The organism is Agromyces bauzanensis (assembly GCF_014645655.1).
GTDB classification, from domain to species: Bacteria; Actinomycetota; Actinomycetes; order Actinomycetales; family Microbacteriaceae; genus Agromyces; species Agromyces bauzanensis.
Genome location: NZ_BMMD01000010.1, coordinates 48,969 through 71,399 on the forward strand (window position 1 = coordinate 48,969; position 22,431 = coordinate 71,399).

The 22,431-nt window shown below is 71.5% G+C and carries 20 protein-coding genes; 13 read left to right on the top strand and 7 right to left on the bottom strand.

All coding sequences use genetic code 11. The annotated features are described in order from the left end of the window. Positions 1-6 precede the first annotated feature (6 nt). The 3 genes from IEX31_RS09960 (at position 7) to IEX31_RS09970 (ending at position 2,427) form a co-directional block, all read left to right on the top strand. Positions 7-939 carry an ABC transporter ATP-binding protein gene (locus IEX31_RS09960; RefSeq protein WP_188743277.1) on the top strand — a complete coding sequence of 311 codons (933 nt, stop codon included), beginning with the start codon at positions 7-9 and terminating at the stop codon, positions 937-939. A gap of 127 nt (positions 940-1,066) precedes the next feature. Further along, positions 1,067-1,867 (top strand): ABC transporter permease, encoded by an 801-nt coding sequence (locus IEX31_RS09965; RefSeq protein WP_268236980.1) that lies wholly within the window; start codon positions 1,067-1,069, stop codon positions 1,865-1,867. Then, complete coding sequence (locus IEX31_RS09970) at positions 1,864-2,427, top strand: DUF3267 domain-containing protein (RefSeq protein WP_188743278.1); 564 nt, start codon at positions 1,864-1,866, stop codon at positions 2,425-2,427. The genes IEX31_RS09965 and IEX31_RS09970 overlap by 4 nt, the downstream gene beginning before the upstream one ends. 15 nt (positions 2,428-2,442) lie before the next feature. On the opposite strand, the gene IEX31_RS09975 is transcribed toward IEX31_RS09970, so the two are convergent. The 5 genes from IEX31_RS09975 to IEX31_RS09995 are packed head-to-tail and all read right to left on the bottom strand — an operon-like array spanning position 2,443 to position 6,486. Continuing rightward, positions 2,443-3,000, bottom strand: coding sequence for an SAM-dependent methyltransferase (locus IEX31_RS09975; RefSeq protein WP_188743279.1), 558 nt, complete (start codon positions 2,998-3,000; stop codon positions 2,443-2,445). Positions 3,001-3,010: 10 nt separating this feature from the next. Continuing rightward, positions 3,011-3,499 (bottom strand): nucleoside/nucleotide kinase family protein, encoded by a 489-nt coding sequence (locus tag IEX31_RS09980; protein ID WP_188743280.1) that lies wholly within the window; start codon positions 3,497-3,499, stop codon positions 3,011-3,013. 10 nt (positions 3,500-3,509) lie between these two features. Continuing rightward, the gene (locus IEX31_RS09985) at positions 3,510-4,358 is read right to left on the bottom strand and encodes an ABC transporter ATP-binding protein (protein WP_188743281.1); all 849 of its coding nucleotides are present in this window, start codon (positions 4,356-4,358) and stop codon (positions 3,510-3,512) included. Continuing rightward, on the bottom strand, positions 4,355-5,485 hold the full coding sequence (locus tag IEX31_RS09990) for a putative F420-0 ABC transporter permease subunit (protein ID WP_188743282.1): 1,131 nt from the start codon (positions 5,483-5,485) through the stop codon (positions 4,355-4,357). Before IEX31_RS09990 ends, IEX31_RS09985 begins: the two co-directional genes overlap by 4 nt. Beyond that, positions 5,485-6,486 (bottom strand): putative F420-0 ABC transporter substrate-binding protein, encoded by a 1,002-nt coding sequence (locus tag IEX31_RS09995; RefSeq protein ID WP_188743283.1) that lies wholly within the window; start codon positions 6,484-6,486, stop codon positions 5,485-5,487. Before IEX31_RS09995 ends, IEX31_RS09990 begins: the two co-directional genes overlap by 1 nt. A 205-nt stretch (positions 6,487-6,691) precedes the next feature. Between IEX31_RS09995 and IEX31_RS10000 the strand changes: the two genes are divergently transcribed. Beyond that, positions 6,692-8,542, top strand: a complete 1,851-nt coding sequence (locus tag IEX31_RS10000; protein WP_188743284.1) for a pyruvate kinase — start codon at positions 6,692-6,694, stop codon at positions 8,540-8,542. 69 nt (positions 8,543-8,611) lie between these two features. On the opposite strand, the gene cofD is transcribed toward IEX31_RS10000, so the two are convergent. Beyond that, positions 8,612-9,616, bottom strand: coding sequence for a 2-phospho-L-lactate transferase (gene cofD, locus IEX31_RS10005; protein ID WP_188743285.1), 1,005 nt, complete (start codon positions 9,614-9,616; stop codon positions 8,612-8,614). A 52-nt stretch (positions 9,617-9,668) separates the two neighbouring features. On the opposite strand from cofD, the gene IEX31_RS10010 reads away from it, so the two are divergent. Further along, a complete protein-coding gene (locus IEX31_RS10010) occupies positions 9,669-11,765 on the top strand; it encodes an elongation factor G (protein ID WP_308423494.1) in 2,097 nt (698 codons plus the stop codon). Between the two features lie 265 nt (positions 11,766-12,030). Here IEX31_RS10010 and IEX31_RS10015 read toward each other — a convergent pair whose 3' ends face one another. Beyond that, positions 12,031-13,455, bottom strand: coding sequence for an aminotransferase-like domain-containing protein (locus tag IEX31_RS10015; RefSeq protein WP_188743286.1), 1,425 nt, complete (start codon positions 13,453-13,455; stop codon positions 12,031-12,033). A gap of 250 nt (positions 13,456-13,705) precedes the next feature. On the opposite strand from IEX31_RS10015, the gene IEX31_RS10020 reads away from it, so the two are divergent. From IEX31_RS10020 to IEX31_RS10055, 8 genes are all read left to right on the top strand, one after another. Continuing rightward, positions 13,706-14,554: a nitrilase-related carbon-nitrogen hydrolase gene (locus tag IEX31_RS10020; RefSeq protein ID WP_188743287.1), complete on the top strand. Its 849-nt coding sequence runs from the start codon at positions 13,706-13,708 to the stop codon at positions 14,552-14,554. 111 nt (positions 14,555-14,665) lie between these two features. Beyond that, entirely contained in the window at positions 14,666-16,102 is a 1,437-nt protein-coding gene (hydA, locus tag IEX31_RS10025; protein ID WP_188743288.1) for a dihydropyrimidinase, read from the top strand. A 14-nt stretch (positions 16,103-16,116) separates the two neighbouring features. After that, complete coding sequence (locus IEX31_RS10030; protein WP_188743289.1) at positions 16,117-17,133, top strand: TIGR03842 family LLM class F420-dependent oxidoreductase; 1,017 nt, start codon at positions 16,117-16,119, stop codon at positions 17,131-17,133. A gap of 161 nt (positions 17,134-17,294) precedes the next feature. Beyond that, complete coding sequence (locus IEX31_RS10035; protein ID WP_188743354.1) at positions 17,295-18,125, top strand: ABC transporter permease; 831 nt, start codon at positions 17,295-17,297, stop codon at positions 18,123-18,125. Next, positions 18,122-18,958 (top strand): ABC transporter ATP-binding protein, encoded by an 837-nt coding sequence (locus tag IEX31_RS10040; RefSeq protein WP_188743290.1) that lies wholly within the window; start codon positions 18,122-18,124, stop codon positions 18,956-18,958. Before IEX31_RS10035 ends, IEX31_RS10040 begins: the two co-directional genes overlap by 4 nt. Then, positions 18,958-19,791 carry an ABC transporter permease gene (locus IEX31_RS10045; protein ID WP_188743291.1) on the top strand — a complete coding sequence of 278 codons (834 nt, stop codon included), beginning with the start codon at positions 18,958-18,960 and terminating at the stop codon, positions 19,789-19,791. The genes IEX31_RS10040 and IEX31_RS10045 overlap by 1 nt, the downstream gene beginning before the upstream one ends. 88 nt (positions 19,792-19,879) lie before the next feature. Continuing rightward, positions 19,880-21,028, top strand: a complete 1,149-nt coding sequence (locus tag IEX31_RS10050) for an ABC transporter substrate-binding protein (RefSeq protein ID WP_188743292.1) — start codon at positions 19,880-19,882, stop codon at positions 21,026-21,028. A 73-nt stretch (positions 21,029-21,101) separates the two neighbouring features. After that, positions 21,102-22,430, top strand: coding sequence for an aspartate aminotransferase family protein (locus IEX31_RS10055; RefSeq protein WP_188743293.1), 1,329 nt, complete (start codon positions 21,102-21,104; stop codon positions 22,428-22,430). The last annotated feature ends 1 nt before the right edge of the window (position 22,431 follow it).

Below are 22,431 nucleotides of genomic sequence, written 5' to 3' on the forward strand. Positions count from 1 at the left end.
GCTGCGGTGGCCGAGCTCGCGATCGAGACGCATGACCTCACCAAGCGCTTCCGTTCGCAACTCGCCGTCGACGGGCTCGCCCTCGCAGTGCCGCGCGGCTCGGTGTTCGGCTTCCTCGGGCCGAACGGCTCGGGCAAGACCACCACGATCCGGATGCTGCTCGGGCTCGTCGCGGCGACGGCGGGCGATGCGCGCGTGCTCGGCGCGGAGATGCCGCGGCACGTCGACACCGTGCTGCCCCGCGTCGGGGCACTCGTGGAGGGTCCCGCGTTCTCGCCGTACCTCTCGGGCGAGGCGAACCTGCGCCGCTTCGACGCGGCCGACCGGTGGGCGCCGCGCCGAACCCGTGCGGCCCGCGTCACCGAGGCGCTCGACCGGGTCGGGCTCTCGCACGCCGCGCGCAAGAAGGTGCACGCGTATTCCCTCGGCATGAAGCAGCGGCTCGGGCTCGCGAACGCGCTGCTCACGCCTCGCGAGCTGCTCGTGCTCGACGAGCCGACGAACGGCCTCGACCCCCAGGGCACGCGCGAGGTGCGTGCGCTCATCCGGTCGTTCGCCGACGACGGCACCACCGTGTTCGTGTCGAGCCACCTGCTCGCCGAGGTCGAACAGGTGTGCACGCACGTGGGCGTCATGAGCGCGGGGCGGCTCGTGGCCCAGGGCACCCTCGACGAGTTCCGCGCCGAGGGCGAGACGCGCGTGCTCGTGCGCACGCCCGACGTGGCACGGGCGCGCGAGGTGCTTGCCGGGCTGGGGCTCGACGTGGATGCCGCGGGGGACGCTTCGATGACGGCCCGCCTCGGGGCGACGCCGCCCGAGCGGGTCGTCGTCGCCCTCGTCGAAGGCGACGTGCGCGTGCGCGGGTTCGAGACGCTGCACGCGGACCTCGAGCAGCGGTTCGTGGAGCTCACCGGGGAGGGGTTCGACGTTGTCCAGTGAGGCGGGCCAGGGTCTCGAGGCGGCCGCTGCGCTGCCTCCTCGACCAGCGGGGGAGACGGCCGCTTCGCGGCCCACTCGGCCACCGGAGGCGCAGTCCCCCGCGCGAGCGGCGGGCGGCACCCTCTCGCTGCTCGGCTCGGAGCTGCTCACGCTGTTCCGCCGGCGCCGCACGTGGGCCATGCTCGGCGCGCTCGCGCTCATCCCCATCCTCATCGCCGTGGCGACCCGCATCGCTGGCGGTTCATCGCCCGGCCGCGGCCCCGCGTTCCTCGATCAGGTCACCGGCAACGGGCTGTTCGTCGGGGTCACCGCCATGACCGTGGCGATCCCGCTGTTCCTCCCGCTCACGATCGGCGTCGTGGCGGGTGACTCGATCGCGGGCGAGGCGAGCCATGGCACGCTGCGGTACCTGCTCATCGCCCCCGCCGGCCGCATCCGCCTGCTCGTCGTGAAGTACGCCGCCGCCGCTGCCTTCTGCGCGGCCGCGACCCTCACCGTCGTGATCGTCGGCACGCTGATCGGGTGGGCGCTGTTCCCGGTGGGTCCGGTCACCCTGCTCTCGGGCGCCACGGTGAGCGTGGGCGAGGGGCTTCTGCGCCTCCTCGCCGTCGCCGCCTACGTCACAGTGTCGCTGCTCGGCATGTCGGCGATCGGGCTGTTCCTCTCGACGCTCACGACGGTGCCCGTCGGCGCCATGGCGGCCACCGCGATCCTCGCAGTCGTCTCGCAGATCATGGACGCCCTGCCGCAGCTGGAGGCGTTGCATCCGTGGCTCTTCACCCACCACTGGCTCGGCTTCGGCGATCTCCTGCGCGAACCCATCGTGTGGGACTCGTTCGCCGACAACGCCCTGCTGCAGGGCGGCTACATCGTGGTCTTCGGTGCGCTCGCCGTCGGCCGGTTCCTCACGAAGGACGTGCTGTCATGAGCGACGCCGCCGAACTTCCCGACAGCTATCGACGTGACGACACCATCGACCTCAAGAAGGACCGGAAGCTCGCCCTCGCGGTGCAGGGCGGCTTCGTCGTGCTGGCCGCGCTCGCCGTTGCGGTGGCGTGGCTTGCGAACCTCCCGTTGCAGACCGAGTGGAACCCGTTCGTCGCGATCGTCGTGACAGTGGTCGCCTGCCTCGTCTACATGATCGTGCACGAGGCGACCCACGGGGTGATGCTGCAGCTGCTCACCAAGGTGAAGCCCTCGTACCGGATGCGGTTCCCGTTCCTGACCACCGGGGGCAACGCCTTTCTCACGCCGCGGAGAGCGATCGTGATCGCGCTCGCCCCGATGGTGATCTGGGCGGTCGTGCTGATCGTCGCGCTGCTGCTCGTGCCGCAGGACTGGCGGCTGACCGTCTACGTGGTGCTGGCCCTGGACTTCGCCGGCTCCTCGGGCGACCTCGTCGAGGCGGTCGTGCTGTCGCGCCAGCGCCGCGACGCGCTCGTGCGCGACGACGGCGACCGCATCCACGTCTTCCTGCCCGTGGACTGAGCCGACACCGCATCCTCACGCCGTGGTGGCGATCCTGACGGCGACGAGCGCCGACCCGTGATCGCCGTCGAGGCGTCGCGTCACGTCGAACCACGGTGAGGCCGTGACGGATGCCTCGACCCGGTCGAGATGGCGCCGATCCATGCCGGGAGCCGGACCGTCGCCGTAGACGATGAGGAGGCGCCCGCCGGGTGCCAAAACGTGGGCGAGCGAGGCGAGCTCGGGCGCGGAATCCGAGGTCCAGAAGACGTTGACGTTGACGGCGATGGCCGCGTCGAGCGGCCCGACCGCGGGGTCGAGCCCGGCGATGTCGGCGACGCGCAGGTCGACGATCCCGGCGTCGACCTGCTGCGGTACGCGGCGCCGGATGCGATCGACGGCATTCGCCGAACGGTCGATCGCGACCACCGCCGGGTGGCCCGTGGCCGCGGCATCCGCGCCGTCGAGCGCTTCGAGGAGCAGCTCGACCGAGGCGCCGGTGCCCGAGCCGATGTCGAGCACCCGCTCGCCGGGCCGCGGTGCGAGGTGCTCGACCGCCCACCGGACCCGCGCGGGAACCGCCGTCGGCGCCATGGCGCGGAGACTATCCGACCCGCGTCGCCGGGCGCTCGCCGACGCTCGGCGGAAGCCGGCACAGGTCGTAGAAGTACCGCTTCGGCGCCGACTCGTCGGTCGCGTCGACGATCACGTTGACGGACGCGTGCGGCAGCTCGTCGCCCGCGAGCACCCACACCGAGAAGTGCCAGATGCCGCGCACGGCGAGGTTCAGCAGCCGGCGGCCGTCGACCACGATCACCGTGTCGGGGTCGGCCGCGCCGGGCAGTCTGCCGGCGCGGAACGGCTCGATGGTGTCGTGCCGGAGCGTCTGCTCGTCGACGTCGCCCAGCGACGCCCGCGCCACGCGCTGCCCGTGGGCGCCGAGCACGGTGGCCAGCTCGTCGGCGAAGCGCGTAGCCGGCTCCCCCGCCTCGCTCTCGACGGCCAGGAGCCGGCGACCCCGCGGCGAGTTGTGCAGGAACTCGTCGGCGATCGAGTCGAGCAGCGCCTGGCGTGCCTCGGTCAGCTCGTCCATGGCGCCTAGGCTACGCCTCGGCATCGACGGTCGCGACGGCTCGCGCACGGGACATCCGTTCCCCTGCGACCTCCGAGTAGGCGATCAGCGGGCGGCCGCTGACCGGATGCTCCAGCACGGTCGCCTCGACACCCCACACGCGGCGGATCAGCTCGGGGGTGAGCACTGCACCGGGCTCGCCCGCGGCCACGACCCGCCCCTCGGCGAGGACGATCACGTGATCGGCGTACCCCGCGGCGAGCGACAGGTCGTGCAGCGCGGCGAGCACGGTGAGGCCGCCGTGCGCCAGCTCGCGCAGGAGGCCGAGTATCGTGAGCTGGGCGTGCACGTCGAGGTGGTTCGTCGGCTCGTCGAGGAGCAGCAGCTCGGGCTCCTGCGCGAGGGCGCGGGCGAGGTTCACGCGCTGGCGCTCACCGCCGGACAGGGTCGCGTACTCGCGGCCCTCGAGTTCGGTGAGTTCCGCGTCCTCGAGGCAGCGGCGCACGATCGCGTGGTCGAGCTCGCCCGGGCCCGCGAAGGCGCCGACGTACGGCGTGCGCCCGAGCGCGACGACCTCGGCGACCCGGAGGCCCGGGGCATCCGTCACCTCCTGCTCGGCGAGGGCCACGACACGAGCGCGGTCGCGTCGACGCAGGGCGGCGAGATCGCGGTCGCCGAGTCGCGCGGTGCCGGCATCCGCCCGCTCGACGCCCGCGACGAGGTGCAGGAGCGTCGACTTGCCGGCGCCGTTCGGTCCGAGCAGGGCGCCGACGCGGCCGCCGGGGACGGTGCAGTCGACGTCGTCGATGATGAGGCGGCGTCCGCGGGTGAAGCGCACGCGGTCGGCCCAGAGGCCATCGACACTGCGGGCATCGGTCATGCGAGCCTCCGGTTGCGGAGCATCAGGACGGCGAACACGGGCCCGCCGACGAGCGCGGTGAGGATGCCGACGGGCAGCTCACGCGGGTCGAAGAGCGTACGGGCGCCCGTGTCGGCCCAGACGAGGAACAGGGCGCCCGCGAGTGCCGAGAGCGGCAGCAGCGCGCGGTGGCGCGCTCCGACGAGGAACCGCACGGCGTGCGGGAGGATGAGGCCCACGAAGCCGATCGACCCGCTGACCGCGACGAGCGCACCCGTGAGCAGGGCCGTGCCGGTGAGGAGCAGCGCGCGGCTGCGACCCACGTGCACGCCGAGGGCTGCCGCGGCGGTGTCGCCGAAGGCGAACGCGTCGAGCGTTCGGGCGCTCGCGAGGAGTGGTACGCCGATGAGGATGACCGCGCCGCCCGCGATCGCGACCGAGGTCCAGTCGGTGCCGGCGAGCGAGCCGAGCAGCCAGTTGAGGATCTCTCGGTAGGAGTCGCCGGTGGCGCTCCAGAAGATGATGAGGCTCGTGAACGCGCCGAACACCGCCGACACCGCGAGCCCCGCGAGCACCGTGCGCGTCGGCGTCAGCGGCCCGGCCGCGTTCGCGAGGGCGAGCGTGGCCACGAGCGCGGTCAGTGCGCCGGCGAAGGCCGCGACCGGCAGGAGCAGGCCCACGCCGAGCACGATCACGACGACCGCGCCGACCGACGCGCCCGACGAGAGGCCGAGCAGGTACGGATCGGCGAGCGGGTTGCGGGTGAGCGCCTGCATGACCGCGCCGCAGAGGGCGAGGCCCGCGCCGACGGCGGCGGCGCTGAGCACGCGAGGCATCCGCAGCTCCCACACGATGCCGTCGCGGAGCGGGCTGAGGGTCGGTTCGCCGATGCCGAGGTGCGCGAGCACGCTCGCCCATACGTCGGCGGGGCTGAGGCCGGCCGGGCCGATGGTCACTGCGACGACGACGGATGCGGCGAGCAGCAGGCCGAGCGTGACGGCCCACGCCGCGGAGCGCGCGCCGTCGCCGCTGCGCGCACCCGGCGGTCGAGGTGGACGCGCAGCGTCCGTATCGAGACCCGGCGAGCCGTTGCTCGAACGGCTGGTCTCGATACGCGGCTGCGCCGCTGCTCGACCAACGGACTCCATCAGTTCTCCAGGCTGCCGAGTTGCTCCACGAGCGACGCGACCGCGCCCACGTTGCGCACGCCCGCCTCGGTCGCCGGGAAGTCGACGATCAGGTAGCGCTGCTCCTGCACGGCGGGCAGCGCCGCAGTGGCGGGGTTCTGCTCGAGGTGCGCGATCTTCTGCTCGGCGGTGTTCCACGCGGCATCCACGAGCACGATGACGTCGGGGTTCGCCGCGACGATCGCCTCCCAGCTCATCGACGTCCACGTGTCCTCGACGCCGGCGGCGATGTTCTCCAAGCCCGCTGCGTCCATGATCATCTGCGGCGCGCCGATGCCCGCGCCGACGTAGGGCGTGTCGTCGCCCGAGGAGTACCAGAGCGCCGTGAGGCCCTCGTCGTTCGGCTCGATGGCGTCGAGCTCGGCGCGCTGCTCCGCCACGAGGTCGGCCGCAGCATCCCGAACGCCGAACAGCTCGCCGGCCTCCTCGAACTCGCGGAGGACCTCGTCGAACGTGAGCGGGTTCGGCATGTAGCCCTCGGCCTTGCACGCGGCGGGGGCGACGTAGGTCGCGACGCCGAGCTTCGCGAGCGTCTCGCGGTCGCCGGCGCCCTCTGCGGAGAGGTTCGACTCCCAGCCCGCGAAGACGAGGTCGGGTTCGGCCGCGAGCGTGACCTCCTGCGAGGGCACCTTGTCGGAGAGCGCCTCGAGGCCGGATGCCGCGTCGGCGTACGCGTCGGGCACGGGTCCGTCGCCGAAGGCGGTGCCGACGATGCGATCCTCGAGCCCGAGCGCGAGGAGCAGCTCAAGGGTCGAGGACTTGATCGTGACGATGCGCTCGGGCGCCTCGTCGAGGGTCACCTCGGTGCCGCAGTTGTCGATCGTGACCGGATAGCCGGATGCCGCGGCGGCGGTCGCGTCGTCGGCGCCCGACGATGCCGTGGAGGTCGCCGCACAGCCGGCGAGGAGCAGGGCCGCGGCTGAGAGCGTGAGCAGGGGAGCGAGACGGCGGGGAGCGGGCATGAGGCCTCCGGGATGATAGGTGCAACGTCGACTCCGACGAACGTCGGCGACTCGCAGCCCAATCCCGGGCCACACGCATCGATCAGATCCAGATCGAGGGGTCGTTCACCATCGTAGACCCGCCGGAAGGCCGTGGGGAGGCGTCAGGGAACCATGGTCCCCGGCCGTCCAGCCCCTGTTCACACGCCGATCGTAGGATGCCGGCATGCAGCGCGATCCCGCCCACCTCACCGCTGTCGCGGCACGACTCGATGCCCTGCACGACGACCTCCTCCGCGCCACCGGACATGCCGGAGCGGCCGTCGCCGACGCACACCCGGACAACCGTGGGAGTGCGCAGAACCTCGCCCAGTACGTGGAACTCCGCCAGCACGACATCCGCCCCCTGCAGGAGTCGCTCGCCGAGCTGGGACTCTCCTCGCTCGGTCGCACCGAGCCGCACGTGCTCGCCACGCTCGAGGCCGTCCGGGTCGCGCTCGCGCGCCTCGCGGGACTGCCCGATCCGGTCGTCGTCGATCCCCCGGTCGATTTCGTGACCGGTCCCGAGTTGCTCGCGCAGAACGCCGACGACCTGCTGGGAACTGCGCGCAATCGCCGACGGACCCGCATCATGGTGACCCTGCCGACGGAGGCGGCGACCGACCCCGGCCTGGCCGACCGCGTCGTCGCGGCAGGCGCCGAGGTGGTGCGCATCAACTGCGCACACGACGGCCCCGAGGCGTGGTCGGCCATGATCCGCAATGTCCGGCGCGCCGAGCGCGCGCACGGCCGCCGCGTCGCGGTCACCATGGATCTGGCCGGTCCGAAGCTGCGCACGGGGCCGATCCAGCCTGGCCCGCAGGTGCTCAAGGTGCGGCCGGTACGCGATGCACTCGGGCGCACCGTCGAGCCGGCTCGCCTGCGATTGACGGCGGAGATACCGGATGCCGCGGCCGCGGCATCCGCCACCGCCACCGAGCCCGCCGCGGAGGAGCCCGCCGCCGACGGACCGGCCCGGCTGCCGGTCGTCGCCGTCGCCGACCAGGCCTGGCTCCGCGGCCTCGCCGAGGGCGACGCCGTGCGCCTGCGCGACGCGCGTGGCCGGCGCCGCCGCCTGCGCGTCGTGGGCGTCGCCGGACCCGACCGGATCGTCGAGGTCGACCGCACGGTGTACTTCACGCCCGGCATCCGCCTGAGGTCCGGCGGCGAGACGACCCGCGTCGGCGCGCTGCCGGCGACGGAGCAGCGTCTCCTGCTGCATCCGGGCGACGTGCTCACGCTCGTGCCCTCGCTCGAGCCCGTGCCGGTCGACGCCGGGCGTATCGGCTGCACGCTGCCGCAGGTGTTCCGCGACGCCGCGCACGGACACCGCATCATGTTCGACGACGGCAAGGTGTCGGGCCGCATCGAGCACGTCTCCCCCGGTGCGGTGCGTGTGCGGATCACCGAGGCCGACGGCGGCGCGGTGAAGCTCGGCGCGGCGAAGGGCATCAACCTGCCCGACACCGACCTCAGGCTCCCGGCGCTGACCGACGCCGACCTGTCATACCTGCCGTTCGTCGTCGAGCACGCCGACGCCGTCAGCCTGTCGTTCGTGCGCGGCGCCGACGACGTGCTGCTCCTCCAGCGCCACCTCACCGACCTCGGGGGCAACGAGCTCGGACTCATCCTCAAGATCGAGACGGTCGCGGGATTCGAGCGCCTGCCCGACATCCTCTTCGCAGCAATGAGGTGGCCTCGCGTCGGGGTGATGATCGCGCGCGGCGACCTCGCCGTGGAGGCCGGGTATCGCCGCCTCGCCGAGCTGCAGGAGGAGATGCTCTGGCTCTGCGAGGCGGCGCACGTGCCCGTGATCTGGGCGACGCAGGTGCTGGACACGCTCGCCCGCACCGGCCGCCCGTCGCGTGCCGAGGTGACGGATGCGGCGATGTCGGGTCGCGCAGAGTGCGTGATGCTCAACAAGGGCCCCTGGGTCGGCGCGGCGGTGGAGGCGCTCGACGACATCCTTGGACGCATGGACGATCACCAGCGCAAGAAGCAGTCGCTGTTGCGTCGGCTCACGAGCTGGGAGGCCTGAGCGAGGCGCCAGGGAACCCTGATCCCCGTCCCTGGTGCCGCGCGGTCGGCACGACTTGCCGTCCGCGCGTCAGCGCGCCACGGCTCCGAGGTCGATCGCGGCGCCCGCGAGCGCGGCCGAGGTGTCGAGGTCGCGCATCCAGAGCGGCACGGATGTCGCGGCGAGGCCGATCGCCCGGAGCGGCGCGACCGCCGCGGCATCCACCTCGTCGACGAGCCAGCCGTCGAGGAGGCCTCCCGCCGAACGTGCGCCGTAGTGCCGGGCGACGGCCGCGGCATCCGTCTCCACGCCGATCGCGGTGAGGCACGCGTCAGCCATGCCACGCACGACCTGCCCTCCGATGATCGGCGAGACGCCGACCACCGATGCGCGCGTCTCGGCGAGGGCCTCCCGGATGCCGGGGACGGCCACGATCGTGCCGATCGAGACGACGGGGTTCGACGGCGCGAAGAGCACGACGTCGGCGCCCGTGATCGCCTCGACGACACCGGGCGCGGGGCGTGCCTCGTCGAGGTTGCGCTGCCGGAACGCGCGCGCGGGAAGCGCCGCCCGGTGGCGAGTCCACCACTCCTGGAAGTGCAGTTCGCGTACGCCGCCGGGCGCGTCGGGGTCGGCCACCTCGACGTACGTGTCGACCTCCGTGTCGGTCGCGGGGATCAGCCGCACCCCGAGCGGCCATCGCCGCTGCAGGCGCTCGGCGACCTGCGACGGCGAGAGGCCCTCGCGCAGCCACGCCGTGCGCGCGAGGTGGGTGCCCAGGTCGAGGTCGCCCAGCGTGAACCACGGCCAGCCCACGCCCCACTCGCGCAGTTCCGTCGACACGCGTTCGGTCTCGCCGGCCCGGCCCCAGCCGCGCTCGGTGTCGTTGACGCCCGCGAGAGAGTAGAGCAGCGAGTCGAAGTCGGGCATCAGGCGCACGCCCGCGAGCCACAGGTCGTCGCCGGTGTTCACGATCACGGTGACGGATGCCTCGGTGCCGCCTGGCCCGTCGGGCAAGCGCCGTCCGCACTCTTCGCGCACGCCGCGCACGAAGCGCGAGCCTCCAACCCCGCCGGCGAGCACCGTGATCCGCATCCGGCCAGCCTATGCGCGACGCCTCTGGCATTCCGCGCCCGAGGGGTACACGATGGAACGCAGGATCCGCAGCGGAGCGGGAGGCCACATGAACTCGGCAACGACACCGACGCACCGGACGGTCGCCCTCGTGGGCGGCCCAGGTTCGGGCAAGACCACCCTGGCCGAGGCGCTGCTGCATCGCGCCGGCGCCATCACGAGAGCCGGCAGCGTGGAGCAGGGCTCGACCGTGTGCGATCACGAGCCCGAGGAGATCGCGCGTGGCACGACCCTCGGGCTCTCGCTCGCGTACCTGGGGTGGACGGGGCCCGACGGCGCCGAGCATTCCGTCACCCTCGCCGACACGCCGGGGCACCCCGACTTCGTCGGCGGCGTCGACACGGCGCTGTCGGTGGCGGAGGTCGCAATCGTCGTGGTGAGCGCGGTCGACGGCGTGACGGCCGGCACGCGGTTCGTCTGGTCGGCCGCGGAGGCGGCGGGGGTGCCGCGCATCGTCGTCGTCACGCAGGAGGACAAGGCCCGCGCCGACTTCCGGCGCGTGCTGGCGGAGCTGCGAGCGACGTTCGGCGAGCACCTGTGGCCGCTCGAGCTCCCGCTCGGCGAGGAGCAGGCGTTCCACGGCGTCGCGGACGTGCTGAGCGAGCAGGCGCTCGAATACGACGAGACGGGCCGCCATCGCGAGGAGTCGCTGCCGCCCGAGGCGGAGGCCGAGGAGCATCGCATGCACCTCGACGTGACCGAGGAGATCGTCTCGCACGACGACGAGCAGCTCGAGGCCTACCTCGAGGGCAACGAGCCGCCCGCTGGCGATCTCGAGCGCACGCTGGCTCGGGAGGTTGCGACGGGCGAGGCGGTGCCCGTGGTCGTGTGCTCGGGCCTGACCGGCACCGGCGTGGATCGGGTGGCAGACCTGATATGCGCGCTGGCGCCGTCGGCGCTCGACCTCGACGGAAGGATCGTCGTGGGGGAGGGCGAGGCGGGCACCGTGGTCGCGGTCGCGCCGAGTCCCGACGGCGAGCTGCTCGTGCACGTCTTCCGCACCGTCGCCGATCCGTTCGTCGGGCAGGTGTCGATGCTCAAGGTGCTCTCGGGCGTGCTGCGGCCGAGCGACCGCCTGCGCAACGCCACCACGGGCGTCGACGAGCGCATTCACGGACTCTTCCGGCTCCGCGGCGCCGAGCACCTGCCGGCCGACGCCCTGCGGACGGGCGAGGTGGGCGCCGTGGCGAAGTTGACCGGGTCGCCCTCGAGCTCCCTGCTCTGGTCGCGCACAAGCGGCAGCGCACGACCTGCGCCGCGGCCGCGGCGGGCACCGGTGTTCGCGGTGAGCCTCGAGCCGGCGTCGCAGTCCGACGACGAGAAGCTGTCGGGCGCGCTGGCCCGCCTCGTCGGGGAGGACCCGACGCTTGTCATCGACCGCACCGGCGGCGCGACGATCCTGCGCGGCCTCGGGGACACGCACCTCGCCGTCGCCGTGGAGCGGCTCGCGCGCGTGTTCGGCGTGCACGTGACCACAGGACCCGCCCCCGTGGCCTACCGCGAGACCATCGCGGGAAGCGCGGAGGCCGAGGGCAAGCTCAAGAAGCAGTCGGGCGGGCACGGGCAGTTCGCAGTGGTGCAGTTGCGGCTCTCGCCCCTGCCGCCGGGCCAGGGGTTCGAGTTCGTCGACAAGGTGGTCGGCGGCGCCGTGCCACGCACGTACATACCCGCGGTCGAGAAGGGCGCACGCGACGCGCTGGCCACCGGGGGACCGCAGGGACATCCCGTCGTCGACGTTCGCGTGGAGCTCTACGACGGCAAGTCGCACTCGGTGGACTCGTCGGAGATGGCGTTCCGCACCGCCGCGTCGATCGGTGTGAAGTCCGCGCTCGCCGAGGCCGGCACCGTGCTGCTCGAGCCCGTGTCGACGGTGACCGTCACCGTTCCGAGTGAGCTGCAGGGCGCGGTGCTCACCGACCTGTCGGGTCGCCGCGGCCGGGTGAGCGCCACGGAGGCGGCCGACGACGGTCGGGCTCGCGTCGTGGCGAGCGTGCCCGACGCCGAGCTCGAACGGTACGTGCTCGACCTGCGGTCGATGACCGGTGGGCAGGCCGAGCTCGTGATCACGCCCGACCGGTACGCGACGGCGCCGAGCTCGGCCAAGGTCTGACGCGCGAGTGCACGGCTGATCCACTCCGAGCCGGTATCGGGATGACGGGGCCGGCTGGGTCGCAGTCGTGCATGTGCTGGCGGCGGTGAAGCGGCACTACTGCGACCTGGAACGATCCGCTGGTCGCCCGTCAGGACTGGTGCCGGGGCGGGCACACGAGTACTCGAACCCGTTCCGCGAGGACGTCGAGTTCCGCGTCGATGTTGCCGCGCAAGGCCGGCGAAGGAAGGCTCGAGGTGGTCGCCGCATCCGCGAGCGACCGCGTTCAGTAGCCCCCCGCCGCGAGGTGCTGCGCCGCCGAGGCGAGCGCGTCCGCGACCTCCTCGGTGCCCTCGCGCAGCACGCCGACGGTCACGCGCACGAAGTCGCCCTCGGCCCGGCCGCGCGGGCCGTTCGGGGCATCCGTCGCCTCCGAGGCGGCGAGGAACGGAGAGCCCGCGGCCACTCGGATGCCGGCCGCCGCGAGCTGCACGAGTGCCGAGCGCTCGCTGAGCACCGGCATCCACAGGTTGATGCCGTCGGTGGGCGCAACCGCGACCCCGCGCGCGCGCAACGCGTCGCCGAGCGTGCGCTGCCGCGTGTAGTACTGGCGTCGCGCCTCGGCGACCGCGTCGATCGAGGAGCCCTCGGTGAGCAGGTCGAGCAGGATCGTCTGCACCATGCGGGAGGTCCAGCCGGGACCGAGCATGCGGCGCGCGGCGATGCGCTCGACGAGCGCGCCTGGTCCGCCGAGCGCGGCGATGCGCAGGTCGGGTCCGTGTGACTTCGAGAAGCTGCGCACGTGCACCACGCGATCGGGGAGCGACACGCCGAGCGTCACGTCGCCCTCGGTGGAGATGAGTCCCGAGTGGTCGTCCTCGATGACGACGAGGCCGTCGACGTTGCGGGCCGAGCGGATGACGCGGGCCAACTCGTCGGCGCGCTCAGGTGTCATCGACGCCCCCGTGGGGTTCTGCGCGCGCGGCTGCAGCAGCACCGCGACCGGACGAAGCTGGAGCGCGCGCGCGAGCGCCTCGGGCACCACGCCGTGCTCGTCGAGCCGAACGGGCACGGCCTCGGCGCCGAGCATGTCGAGCAGGTCGAGGAACGGCGGGAAGCCCGGATGCTCGACGACGACGCGGTCGCCGAACCGCACCAGTTGCTCGAGCGTGCGGGAGATCGCGTCGAGCGCGCCGTCGACGACCATGATCGACTCGGCCTGCGACGGCCAGGAGCGCGCGAGCACGGCCGCGAGCCCCGGGATCACGGGCACGTCCTGGTAGCTGCCGGTCTCGGCGCGGGCCGAGACGCGCGAGAGCGCCGGGCCGAGCGCGGGGAGGAGCAGTGGGTCGGGCGTACCGCGAGAGAGGTCCAGGCGCACGGGATCGTTCGGGGCGGCCATGCCGCGCATCCGCGGCGCCAGCCGGCTCGGGGAGGTCGGCCGCACGAAGCTGCCGGCGCGGCCGCGCGACTCGATGAGGCCCGCGCGGGCGAGCGCCTGCCACGCCTGGCTCACGGTCGCGGGGCTGACCCCGAGGCTGCCGGCGAGTTCGCGCACGGTGGGCAAGCGGTCCCCGCCGGCGAGCTCGCCGGTGTTCACGAGCCGTGCGATGACCCCGGCGATGCCGCCCGGACTCGTATCGGGGAAGTCGACGAGCGCGGTGAGCGTGGAGACGTCGGCAGGAGCAGATCTCACCTGAATACCTGACATGACCATTGCCTCCTCACGAAGCAGGCGACAGGATAAGTAACCACAGCGTCACAGAGTGAAACAAAAGAGAAATGTTCACGCCGAACAATAACAGAACGGGTCGCAAGCTCGTTCGGCGGTTCCCCCGGGAGCAGCCACTCGGCATTTCCCTCTCGGCGCCAACGCAACGCCCGGTGAGTCCCTGACACCAGCTCCACGCCAGGCACCCACCGAGCGGACGGCAACGGCGCCGACCGACTCAGGAGGCAATATGACGATCGTCAGAGCGGCCATCACGCAGACGACCTGGACCGGCGACAAGGAGTCCATGCTCGACAAGCACGAGCAGTTCGCCCGCCAGGCGAAGGAGCAGGGCGCCCAGGTCATCTGCTTCCAGGAGCTCTTCTACGGTCCGTACTTCGGCATCACCGAGGACGTGAAGTACTACGACTACGCGGAGCCCGCCGACGGCCCGATCGTGCAGCGCTTCGCCGCGCTCGCGAAGGAGCTCGGCATGGTGATGGTGCTCCCCATCTACGAGGAGGAGCAGCCGGGCGTCTACTACAACACCGCGGTCGTCGTCGACGCCGATGGCACGATCCTCGGTTCGTACCGCAAGCACCACATTCCCAACCTCGACAAGTTCTGGGAGAAGTTCTACTTCCGCCCCGGCAACCTCGGCTATCCGGTGTTCCAGACCGCGGTCGGCCCGATCGGCGTCTACATCTGCTACGACCGGCACTTCCCCGAGGGGTGGCGCGAGCTCGGCCTCAACGGCGCGCAGATCGTCTTCAACCCCAACGCGACCAAGCCCGGCCTGTCGAACCGACTCTGGGAGATCGAACAGCCCGCCGCGGCCGCCGCGAACGGGTACTTCATCGGGGCCGCCAACCGTGTGGGCCTGGAGGACAACGAGTACGGCGACCTCGCGGTGGACTTCTACGGGAAGAGCCAGTTCGTCGACCCGCAGGGCAACATCGTCGGCGACTACGGTTCGGAGACCGACGAGGAGGTCGTGGTGCGCGACCTCGACATGGACATGATCCGGCAGGTGCGCAACGCGTGGCAGTTCTACCGCGACCGCCGGCCCGAGTCGTACACCTCGATCCCCAAGCCGTAGCCGATTCGGTGATGGAGTAGCGAGTGCAGCGGATCTCGGTACGGGCCTGGCGCCCCTACTCGATCACCGCAGGCAGGCGGCCTACTCGACCACCGGGAACAGGAGCTCCACATGACCACCACCCTCATCTCCGGCGGCACCGTCGTGGGCGCGACGGGTCGCGCCCACGCCGACGTCGTCGTCGACGGCGAGACCATCGTCGCCGTCCTGCAGCCCGGCAGCGCACTGCTCGGCACGGATGTCGCGGCATCCGTCGACCGGGTCATCGACGCCACCGGCAAGTACGTCATCCCCGGCGGCATCGACGCGCACACGCACATGGAGTTGCCGTTCGGCGGCACCGAGGCATCCGACACCTTCGAATCGGGCACCCGAGCCGCCGCGCACGGCGGCACGACGTCGATCATCGACTTCGCGGTGCAGACCTACGGGCAGCGCATCGAAGACGGGCTCGCGGCCTGGCACGAGAGGGCCGACGGCAACTGCGCCATCGACTACGGCTTCCACCAGATCGTCGGCGACGTCAACGAAGCCTCGCTCGAGGCCATGAAGCGCCTGCCCGACGAGGGCATCACGAGCTTCAAGATGTTCATGGCCTACCCGGGCGTCTTCTACTCGGATGACGCGCAGATCCTCAAGGCCATGCAGGTGTCGCGCGACACGGGCATGCTCACGATGATGCACGCCGAGAACGGCCCCGCGATCGACGTGCTCGCGCAGCAGCTCGTCGAGCAGGGCAAGACCGACCCGTACTACCACGGCGTCGCCCGTGCCTGGGAGATGGAGGAGGAGGCCACGCACCGGGCGATCATGCTCGCGAAGCTCACCGGCGCGCCCCTCTACGTGGTGCACGTGTCGGCGAAGCAGGCCGTCGAGCAGCTCGCGTGGGCGCGCGACAAGGGCCAGAACGTGTACGGCGAGACGTGCCCCCAGTACCTCTACCTGTCGCTGGAGGACCAGCTCGGCGCGAAGTCCGACGAGTGGGGCGCGTTCGAGGGCGCGAAGTGGGTGTGCTCGCCGCCGCTGCGCAGCCGCGCCGAGGGCCACCAGGAATCGATTTGGCAGGCGCTCCGCACGAACGACCTGCAGATGGTCTCGACCGACCATTGCCCGTTCTGCATGAAGGACCAGAAGGAGCTCGGGCTCGGCGACTTCCGGAAGATCCCGAACGGCATCGGCTCGATCGAGCACCGGATGGACCTCATGTACCAGGGCGTCGTGACCGGCGAGATCACCCTCGAGCGGTGGGTGGAACTCACGAGCACCACGCCCGCGCGGATGTTCGGCCTGTACGGGAAGAAGGGCGTCATCCAGCCGGGTGCCGACGCCGACATCGTGGTCTACGACCCCGAGGGTCACACGTCGATCGGCTACGAGAAGACCCACCACATGAACATCGACCACTCCGCATGGGAGGGCTACGAGATCGACGGGCACGTCGACACGGTGATGAGCCGTGGGAAGGTCGTCGTGGAGAACGACACCTACCTCGGCGCGAAGGGCGACGGCCGCTACCTCAGGCGCGGCCTGAGCCAGTACCTCATCTGAGCGACGGGAGCACCATGGAATTCGGAGCGGTCCTGCAGACCAACCCCCCGGCATCGCGAACCGTCCAGCTCGCGAAGCTCGCCGAGGTGCACGGGTTCAGCCACGTGTGGACGTTCGACTCGCACATCCTCTGGCAGGAGCCCTACGTCATCTACAGCCAGATCCTCGCGCAGACCCAGCGCATCAAGGTCGGCCCGTTCGTCACGAACCCCGCCACGCGCGACTGGACAGTGACGGCGTCGGTCTTCGCGACGCTCAACGAGATGTTCGGCAATCGCACCGTCTGCGGCATCGGTCGCGGCGACTCGGCCGTGCGGGTCACGAACGGCAAGCCGACGACGATCGCCGAGTTGCGGGAGTCGATCCACGTCATCCGGGAGCTCGGCAACTCACGTGCGGTCGACTACCACGGCTCGAAGATCCAGTTCCCCTGGAGCCGCGGATCCGAGCTCGAGGTCTGGGTCGCCGCCTACGGCCCGATGGCGCTGAAGCTCGCCGGCGAGGTGGGCGACGGGTTCATCCTGCAGCTCGCCGACATCGACATCGCCTCGTGGATGATCCAGACGGTGCGGCGCGCCGCGGAGGACGCCGGTCGCGACCCGGCCGCGGTCAAGTTCTGCGTCGCCGCGCCCATGTACATCGGCGACGACTGGGAGCACATGCGCGACCAGTGCCGGTGGTTCGGCGGCATGGTCGGCAACCACGTGGCCGACATCGTCGCGAAGTACGGCAAGGCCGGCGAGGTGCCGACCGCGCTCACCGAGTACATCGAGGGACGCGAGAGCTACGACTACAACCAGCACGGCCGCGCCGGCAACGTGCACACCGAGTTCGTGCCCGACGCGATCGTCGAGCGGTTCTGCGTGCTCGGTTCGGCGCAGGAGCACATCGAGAAGCTCGAGCAGCTGAAGGCCCTCGGCGTCGACCAGTTCGCGGGCTACCTCCAGCACGACAACAAGGAGGAGACCCTGCGGGTCTACGGCGAGACCGTCATCCCCGCGCTCACCGAGCACATCCGGGCGAAGGCGTGACGGAGACCGACGTGCGCGAGACGGAGTCGGCCCGAGCTGGTCGAGGAGCGAGCGCAGCGAGCGTATCGAGACCCGGGTCTCGATACGGGCCTGGCGGCCCTACTCGACCGGCGAGGCGTGGCGGCCGGCGCCTCGCCACCTGGCTCTGGGGACTCGCGGGCATCGTCGCCATCGCGCTCATCTGGGAGGTCTACAAGCTGCTCGGACCGGCCGACGGCGTCGTGATCGGCGATGCGCGGGTCCTGCCGCGCACGACCGACCTCGCGATGCCGCACGTGTGGGACATGATCGCGCGTCTGGGCGAGCCGGTGACGCGCTCGGCGTCGGCGCAGCCGCTGTGGCTCGTGATCGTGCTCGCCGCGCTCTCGACGCTCGGGATCGCGGCGGTGGGATGGCTCGTGGGGCTCGTCGTCGGCGTGGGACTCGCGCTCGTGATGCAGCGCTGGCGCATCGCCGAATGGGGCCTCCTGCCCTGGATCGTGCTCAGCCAGACCGTGCCGCTCATCGCCTTCGCCCCCGTCGTGAAGAGCTGGGGGTCTCGCGTGGAGATCGGAGCGTTCGAGTGGCAGGACTGGATGTCGGTCGCGCTCATCGCGAGCTACCTCGCGTTCTTCCCCATCGCGATCGGTGCGCTCAAGGGCCTGCAGTCGCCCGACGTGATCCACGAGGAGCTCATGCGGAGCTACGCGGCGGGCTACTGGCAGACGCTCGTGAAGCTCAGGTTCCCCGCCGCCGTGCCCTACCTGCTGCCGGCGCTCCGGCTGGGCGCCGCGAACGCCGTGGTCGGCGCCGTCGTCGCCGAGGTGTCGACGGGCCTCCAGGGCGGCATCGGGCGCATCCTCATCCAGTTCGCGGGACAGGCCTCCGGCGACCCGGCGAAGGCGTGGGGGCCGATCTTCGGAGCCGTCGTGCTCGGCCTCGTGGCCGCCGGCTCGGTCGCGCTGCTCGGCGTGATCCTCGGGAACTACCGACGAACGGAGGAGGCTTCATGAGCGAGCCGGTCACGCAGGTCGCCGCGGTCGAGGTGCGCGGCGTCGACAAGGTGTTCGAGACACGATCCGGGAACGTGCAGGCGCTCGAGCCGATCGACCTCACGGTCGCCGCCGGCGAGTTCGTCTCGCTCATCGGACCGAGCGGATGTGGCAAGTCGACGCTCATGCGGCTCGTCGCCGACCTCGACGAGCCCACGGCCGGCACGGTCGAGGTGTTCGGCAAGACCTCGCGGCGGGCCCGGCTCGACCAGGAGTACGGCATCGCGTTCCAGCAGGCGGGGCTCCTGCCCTGGCGCACGGTCGCCGGGAACGTCGCGCTCCCCCTCGAACTGCACGGCGAGGCATCCGCCGCCCGCGCGTCGCGCATCGCCGAACTGCTCGACATGGTGGGCCTCGCCGACTTCGCCGACCGCTACCCCGACCAGCTCTCGGGCGGGATGCAGCAGCGCGTCGCCATCGCGCGCGCGCTCGCCGAGCGGCCGCGGCTCCTCCTCATGGACGAGCCGTTCGGCGCGCTCGACGAGATGACCCGCGAGAAGATGCAGACCGAGCTCGTGCGAATCTCGGCCGAGACCGGCGCCGCCGTGGTGTTCGTGACGCACTCGATCCCCGAGGCGGTGTTCCTGTCGGACCGGGTGGTCGTGATGTCGCCCCGGCCGGGCCGCATCCGCGAGATCGTGGCGATGCGCCTCGGCGCCGAGGCCGAGCGCGCCGAGCGCACCGAGGAGCTCCGCGAGGAGCGCGTGTTCTTCGACATGGTGACCGCCGTGCGCGAGGCGCTGCACGGCGGCTCGCCCATCGGCACGGGCGCGCGCGGGGTGGAGACGCGCTGATGAGCGCGGGCGCCGTCACCGCCGCGACCGCCCCCGGGCGGCCGAAGGGCATGGGCCCGCGCACCGAGGCGACGCTGCGCATCGTCGCGCCCGTGGCCGTGGGGCTCATCGTGCTGGGCATCTGGCAGTTCCTCGTGAGCGTCGTCGGGGTCTCGGACTACCTGCTGCCGAGCCCGGTCTCGATCATCGAGGAACTCATCGCCTCCTGGGACTCCATCGTGCAGGCCACGCTCATCACCGGCACCAACGCCCTCATCGGACTCGTGCTCGGATCGATCCTGGGCATCCTGCTCGCCGCGGTCGCGGCTCGCTGGCGCCCGATCGACCGCATGAGCGCCCCGGTCGTGGCGATGCTCGCCGTCGTGCCGATCGTCGCGCTCGCGCCCGTGCTCAACTCCATGTTCGGCGCCGACAGCCAGTTCGGGCGTCAGGCGATCGCGACACTCGCGTCGTTCGTCCCCGTGTTCCTGAACACGCTGCGCGGCTTCCGCCAGACGGTGCCCGTGCACCGCGACCTCATGCGGGCGTACGCCGCGTCGTCGGGGCAGGTGCTGCGCACGCTCACCCTGCCCACGGCCCGGCCGTTCATCCTCACGGGCATCCGCATCGCGTCATCGCTCGCCGTGATCTCGGCGCTCGTCGCCGAGTACTTCGGCGGCCCGCGCGGCGGTCTCGGTTCGCTCATCTCCACGTCGGCCGCGTCGAGCCAGTACGCCCGCGCCTGGGCGTACGTCGTGGCATCCATCGCACTCGGCCTCGTCTTCTACCTCGCGACGCTCGGCCTCGAGCGCCTGCTGCAACGCCACACGCCCCAGGCGCGACGACGCCCCTGACGCCCAAGCCACCGCGGCCCGCGGGCCCGGGGGAACACAGCACAACCCGCACCGAGCAGCACACCCGAGAAGCACCGAAAGGACTGACATGAACCACAGCAGACGTCGCCTCGCGACGGTCGGCGGGCTCGCCCTCGCGGCCACGCTCGCATTCACCGCATGTTCGGCATCCGGCGACGGGTCGGGTGAGACGGACGGAGGGGGCGATCTCACGCCCGTGAAGCTCCAGCTCCAGTGGCTCCCGCAGGGCCAGTTCGCCGGCTACTTCGCGGCCCAGGAACTCGGCTACTTCGAGGAGGAGGGCCTGGAGGTCGAGATCATCCCCTCGGGCGGCGACATCGTGCCGCAGGACGCTCTCGCCAACGGCGACGTGGACTACGCCATCGCCTGGGTGCCGAAGGTGCTCGGCTCGATCGAGCAGGGCGCGAACCTCACCGACATCGCCCAGATCTTCCAGCGATCGGGCACCCTCCAGGTGTCGTGGGCGGATTCGGGCATCGAGTCGGTCGCGGACTTCGAGGGCAAGAAGATCGGCTCCTGGGGCTTCGGCAACGAGTGGGAGATCTTCGCCGCAATGGCGGCCGAGGGCCTCGACTCGACGACCGTGCAGATCATCACGCAGGACTTCAACATGAACGCCTTCCTGCAGGGCGACATCGACGCGGCCCAGGCGATGACCTACAACGAGTACGCGCAGCTGCTCGAGGCGGTGAACCCCGACACGGGAGAGCTGTACACCGAGGACGACTTCAACGTCATCAGCTACGAGGACACCGAGGGCGCCATGCTCCAGGACGCGATCTGGGCCGACACCGCGCGGCTCGAGAGCGACGAGGCGTACCAGGATACGACGGTCAAGTTCCTGAAGGCCGTCATCAAGGGCTGGGTCTACGCCGCAGAGAACCCCGAGGGGGCGTCGGAGATCACCATCGCCGCCGGCTCGGGCTGGGGTCCGAGCCACGAGCTCTGGATGGTCAACGAGACCAACAAGCTCATCTGGCCGTCGCCGGATGGCATCGGCATCATCGACGAGGCTGCGTGGGAGAAGACCGTGGCGGGTGCGCTCGCCGCGGTGAACGAGGCCGGTGCCCACCTCATCACCGAGGAGCCGCCGGCGACCGCGTGGTCGAACGAGTGGATCCAGCAGGCGCTCGATGAGCTCGAGGGCGAAGACCTCGACCTCACCGGCGAGGGCTTCGAGCCCATCGACGTCACCCTCGAGGAGGGCGGCAACTAGCGAACGGATGCCGCGTGGCCGGTGCATCCCGCCGGCCGCGCGGCGCCCCTCCCCAACGAAAGGCACCGAAGCCATGACCGAGAACCTCGCCGAGGACCTCGACGCGCTCGCGCGCGAGCTCGACGCCGACCACGTCTTCCACTCGTGGTCGGCTCAGTCGCAACGCTCGACGCTCGTGGTCGCGAGCGGCCGCGGAACCCGCGTCTGGGACCACGCCGGTCGCGAGTACCTCGACTTCTCGAGCCAACTCGTGAACGTCAACATCGGCCACCAGCATCCGGCGGTCGTGCAGGCGATCCGGGAACAGGCCGAGCTCCTCACGACCGTCGCGCCCTCCACCGTGAACCTCGCCCGCGGCGAGGCCGCGAAGCGCATCGTGGGCCACGCGCCGCCGGGTTTCGACAAGGTGTTCTTCACGAACGGCGGCGCCGACGCCATCGAGAACGCGATCCGGATGGCGCGGCTGCACTCGGGCCGCGACAAGATCCTCTCGACGTACCGCTCGTACCACGGCAACACGGGTGCCGCGATCGTGGCGACGGGCGACTGGCGGCGGATTCCGAACGAGTTCGCGCGTAGCCATGTGCACTTCTTCGGGCCGTACCTCTACCGCTCCGAGTTCTGGGCCACGACGCCCGAGGAGGAGTCGGAGCGGGCGTTGCAGCACCTGCGACACGTCATCGAGTTCGAGGGGCCGTCATCGATCGCGGCGATCCTGCTCGAGAGCATCCCCGGCACCGCCGGCATCCTCGTGCCGCCGCCCGGCTACCTGGCAGGCGTCCGCGAGCTCGCCGACCGGCACGGCATCCTGCTCATCCTCGACGAGGTGATGGCGGGCTTCGGCCGCACCGGACGGTGGTTCGCGTTCGACGGGTACGACGTGCGCCCCGACCTCATCGCGTTCGCGAAGGGCGTGAACTCCGGCTACATCCCGGTGGGCGGCGTGCTCATCTCCGACCCCGTCGCGGCGACGTTCGAAGACAGGGTGTTCCCAGGCGGGCTCACGTATTCGGGGCATCCGCTCGCGATGGCCTCGATCGTCGCCGCGCTCGACGCGATGGCGTCCGAGGGCATCGTCGACCACGCGCGCGAGATCGGCGAGACGGCGATCGGGCCGGGACTCGCCGGCCTCGCCGAACGCCATGCCGTGATCGGCGAGGTGCGCGGCGAGGGCGTGTTCTGGGCGATGGAGCTCGTCGCCGACCGGGAGACCCGCGAGCCGTTGCCGGCCGCAGCCATGGCCCGACTCAAGTCGGCGCTCGTCGCGCGCGGGCTGCTGCCGTTCGTCGTGGACAACCGGATCCACGTGGTGCCGCCGTGCGTGGTCACCGAAGAAGAGGTGGCCGAGGCCATGACGATCTACGATGGAGTACTGGGCACCGCACTCGAAGGAGAGGGCTGAC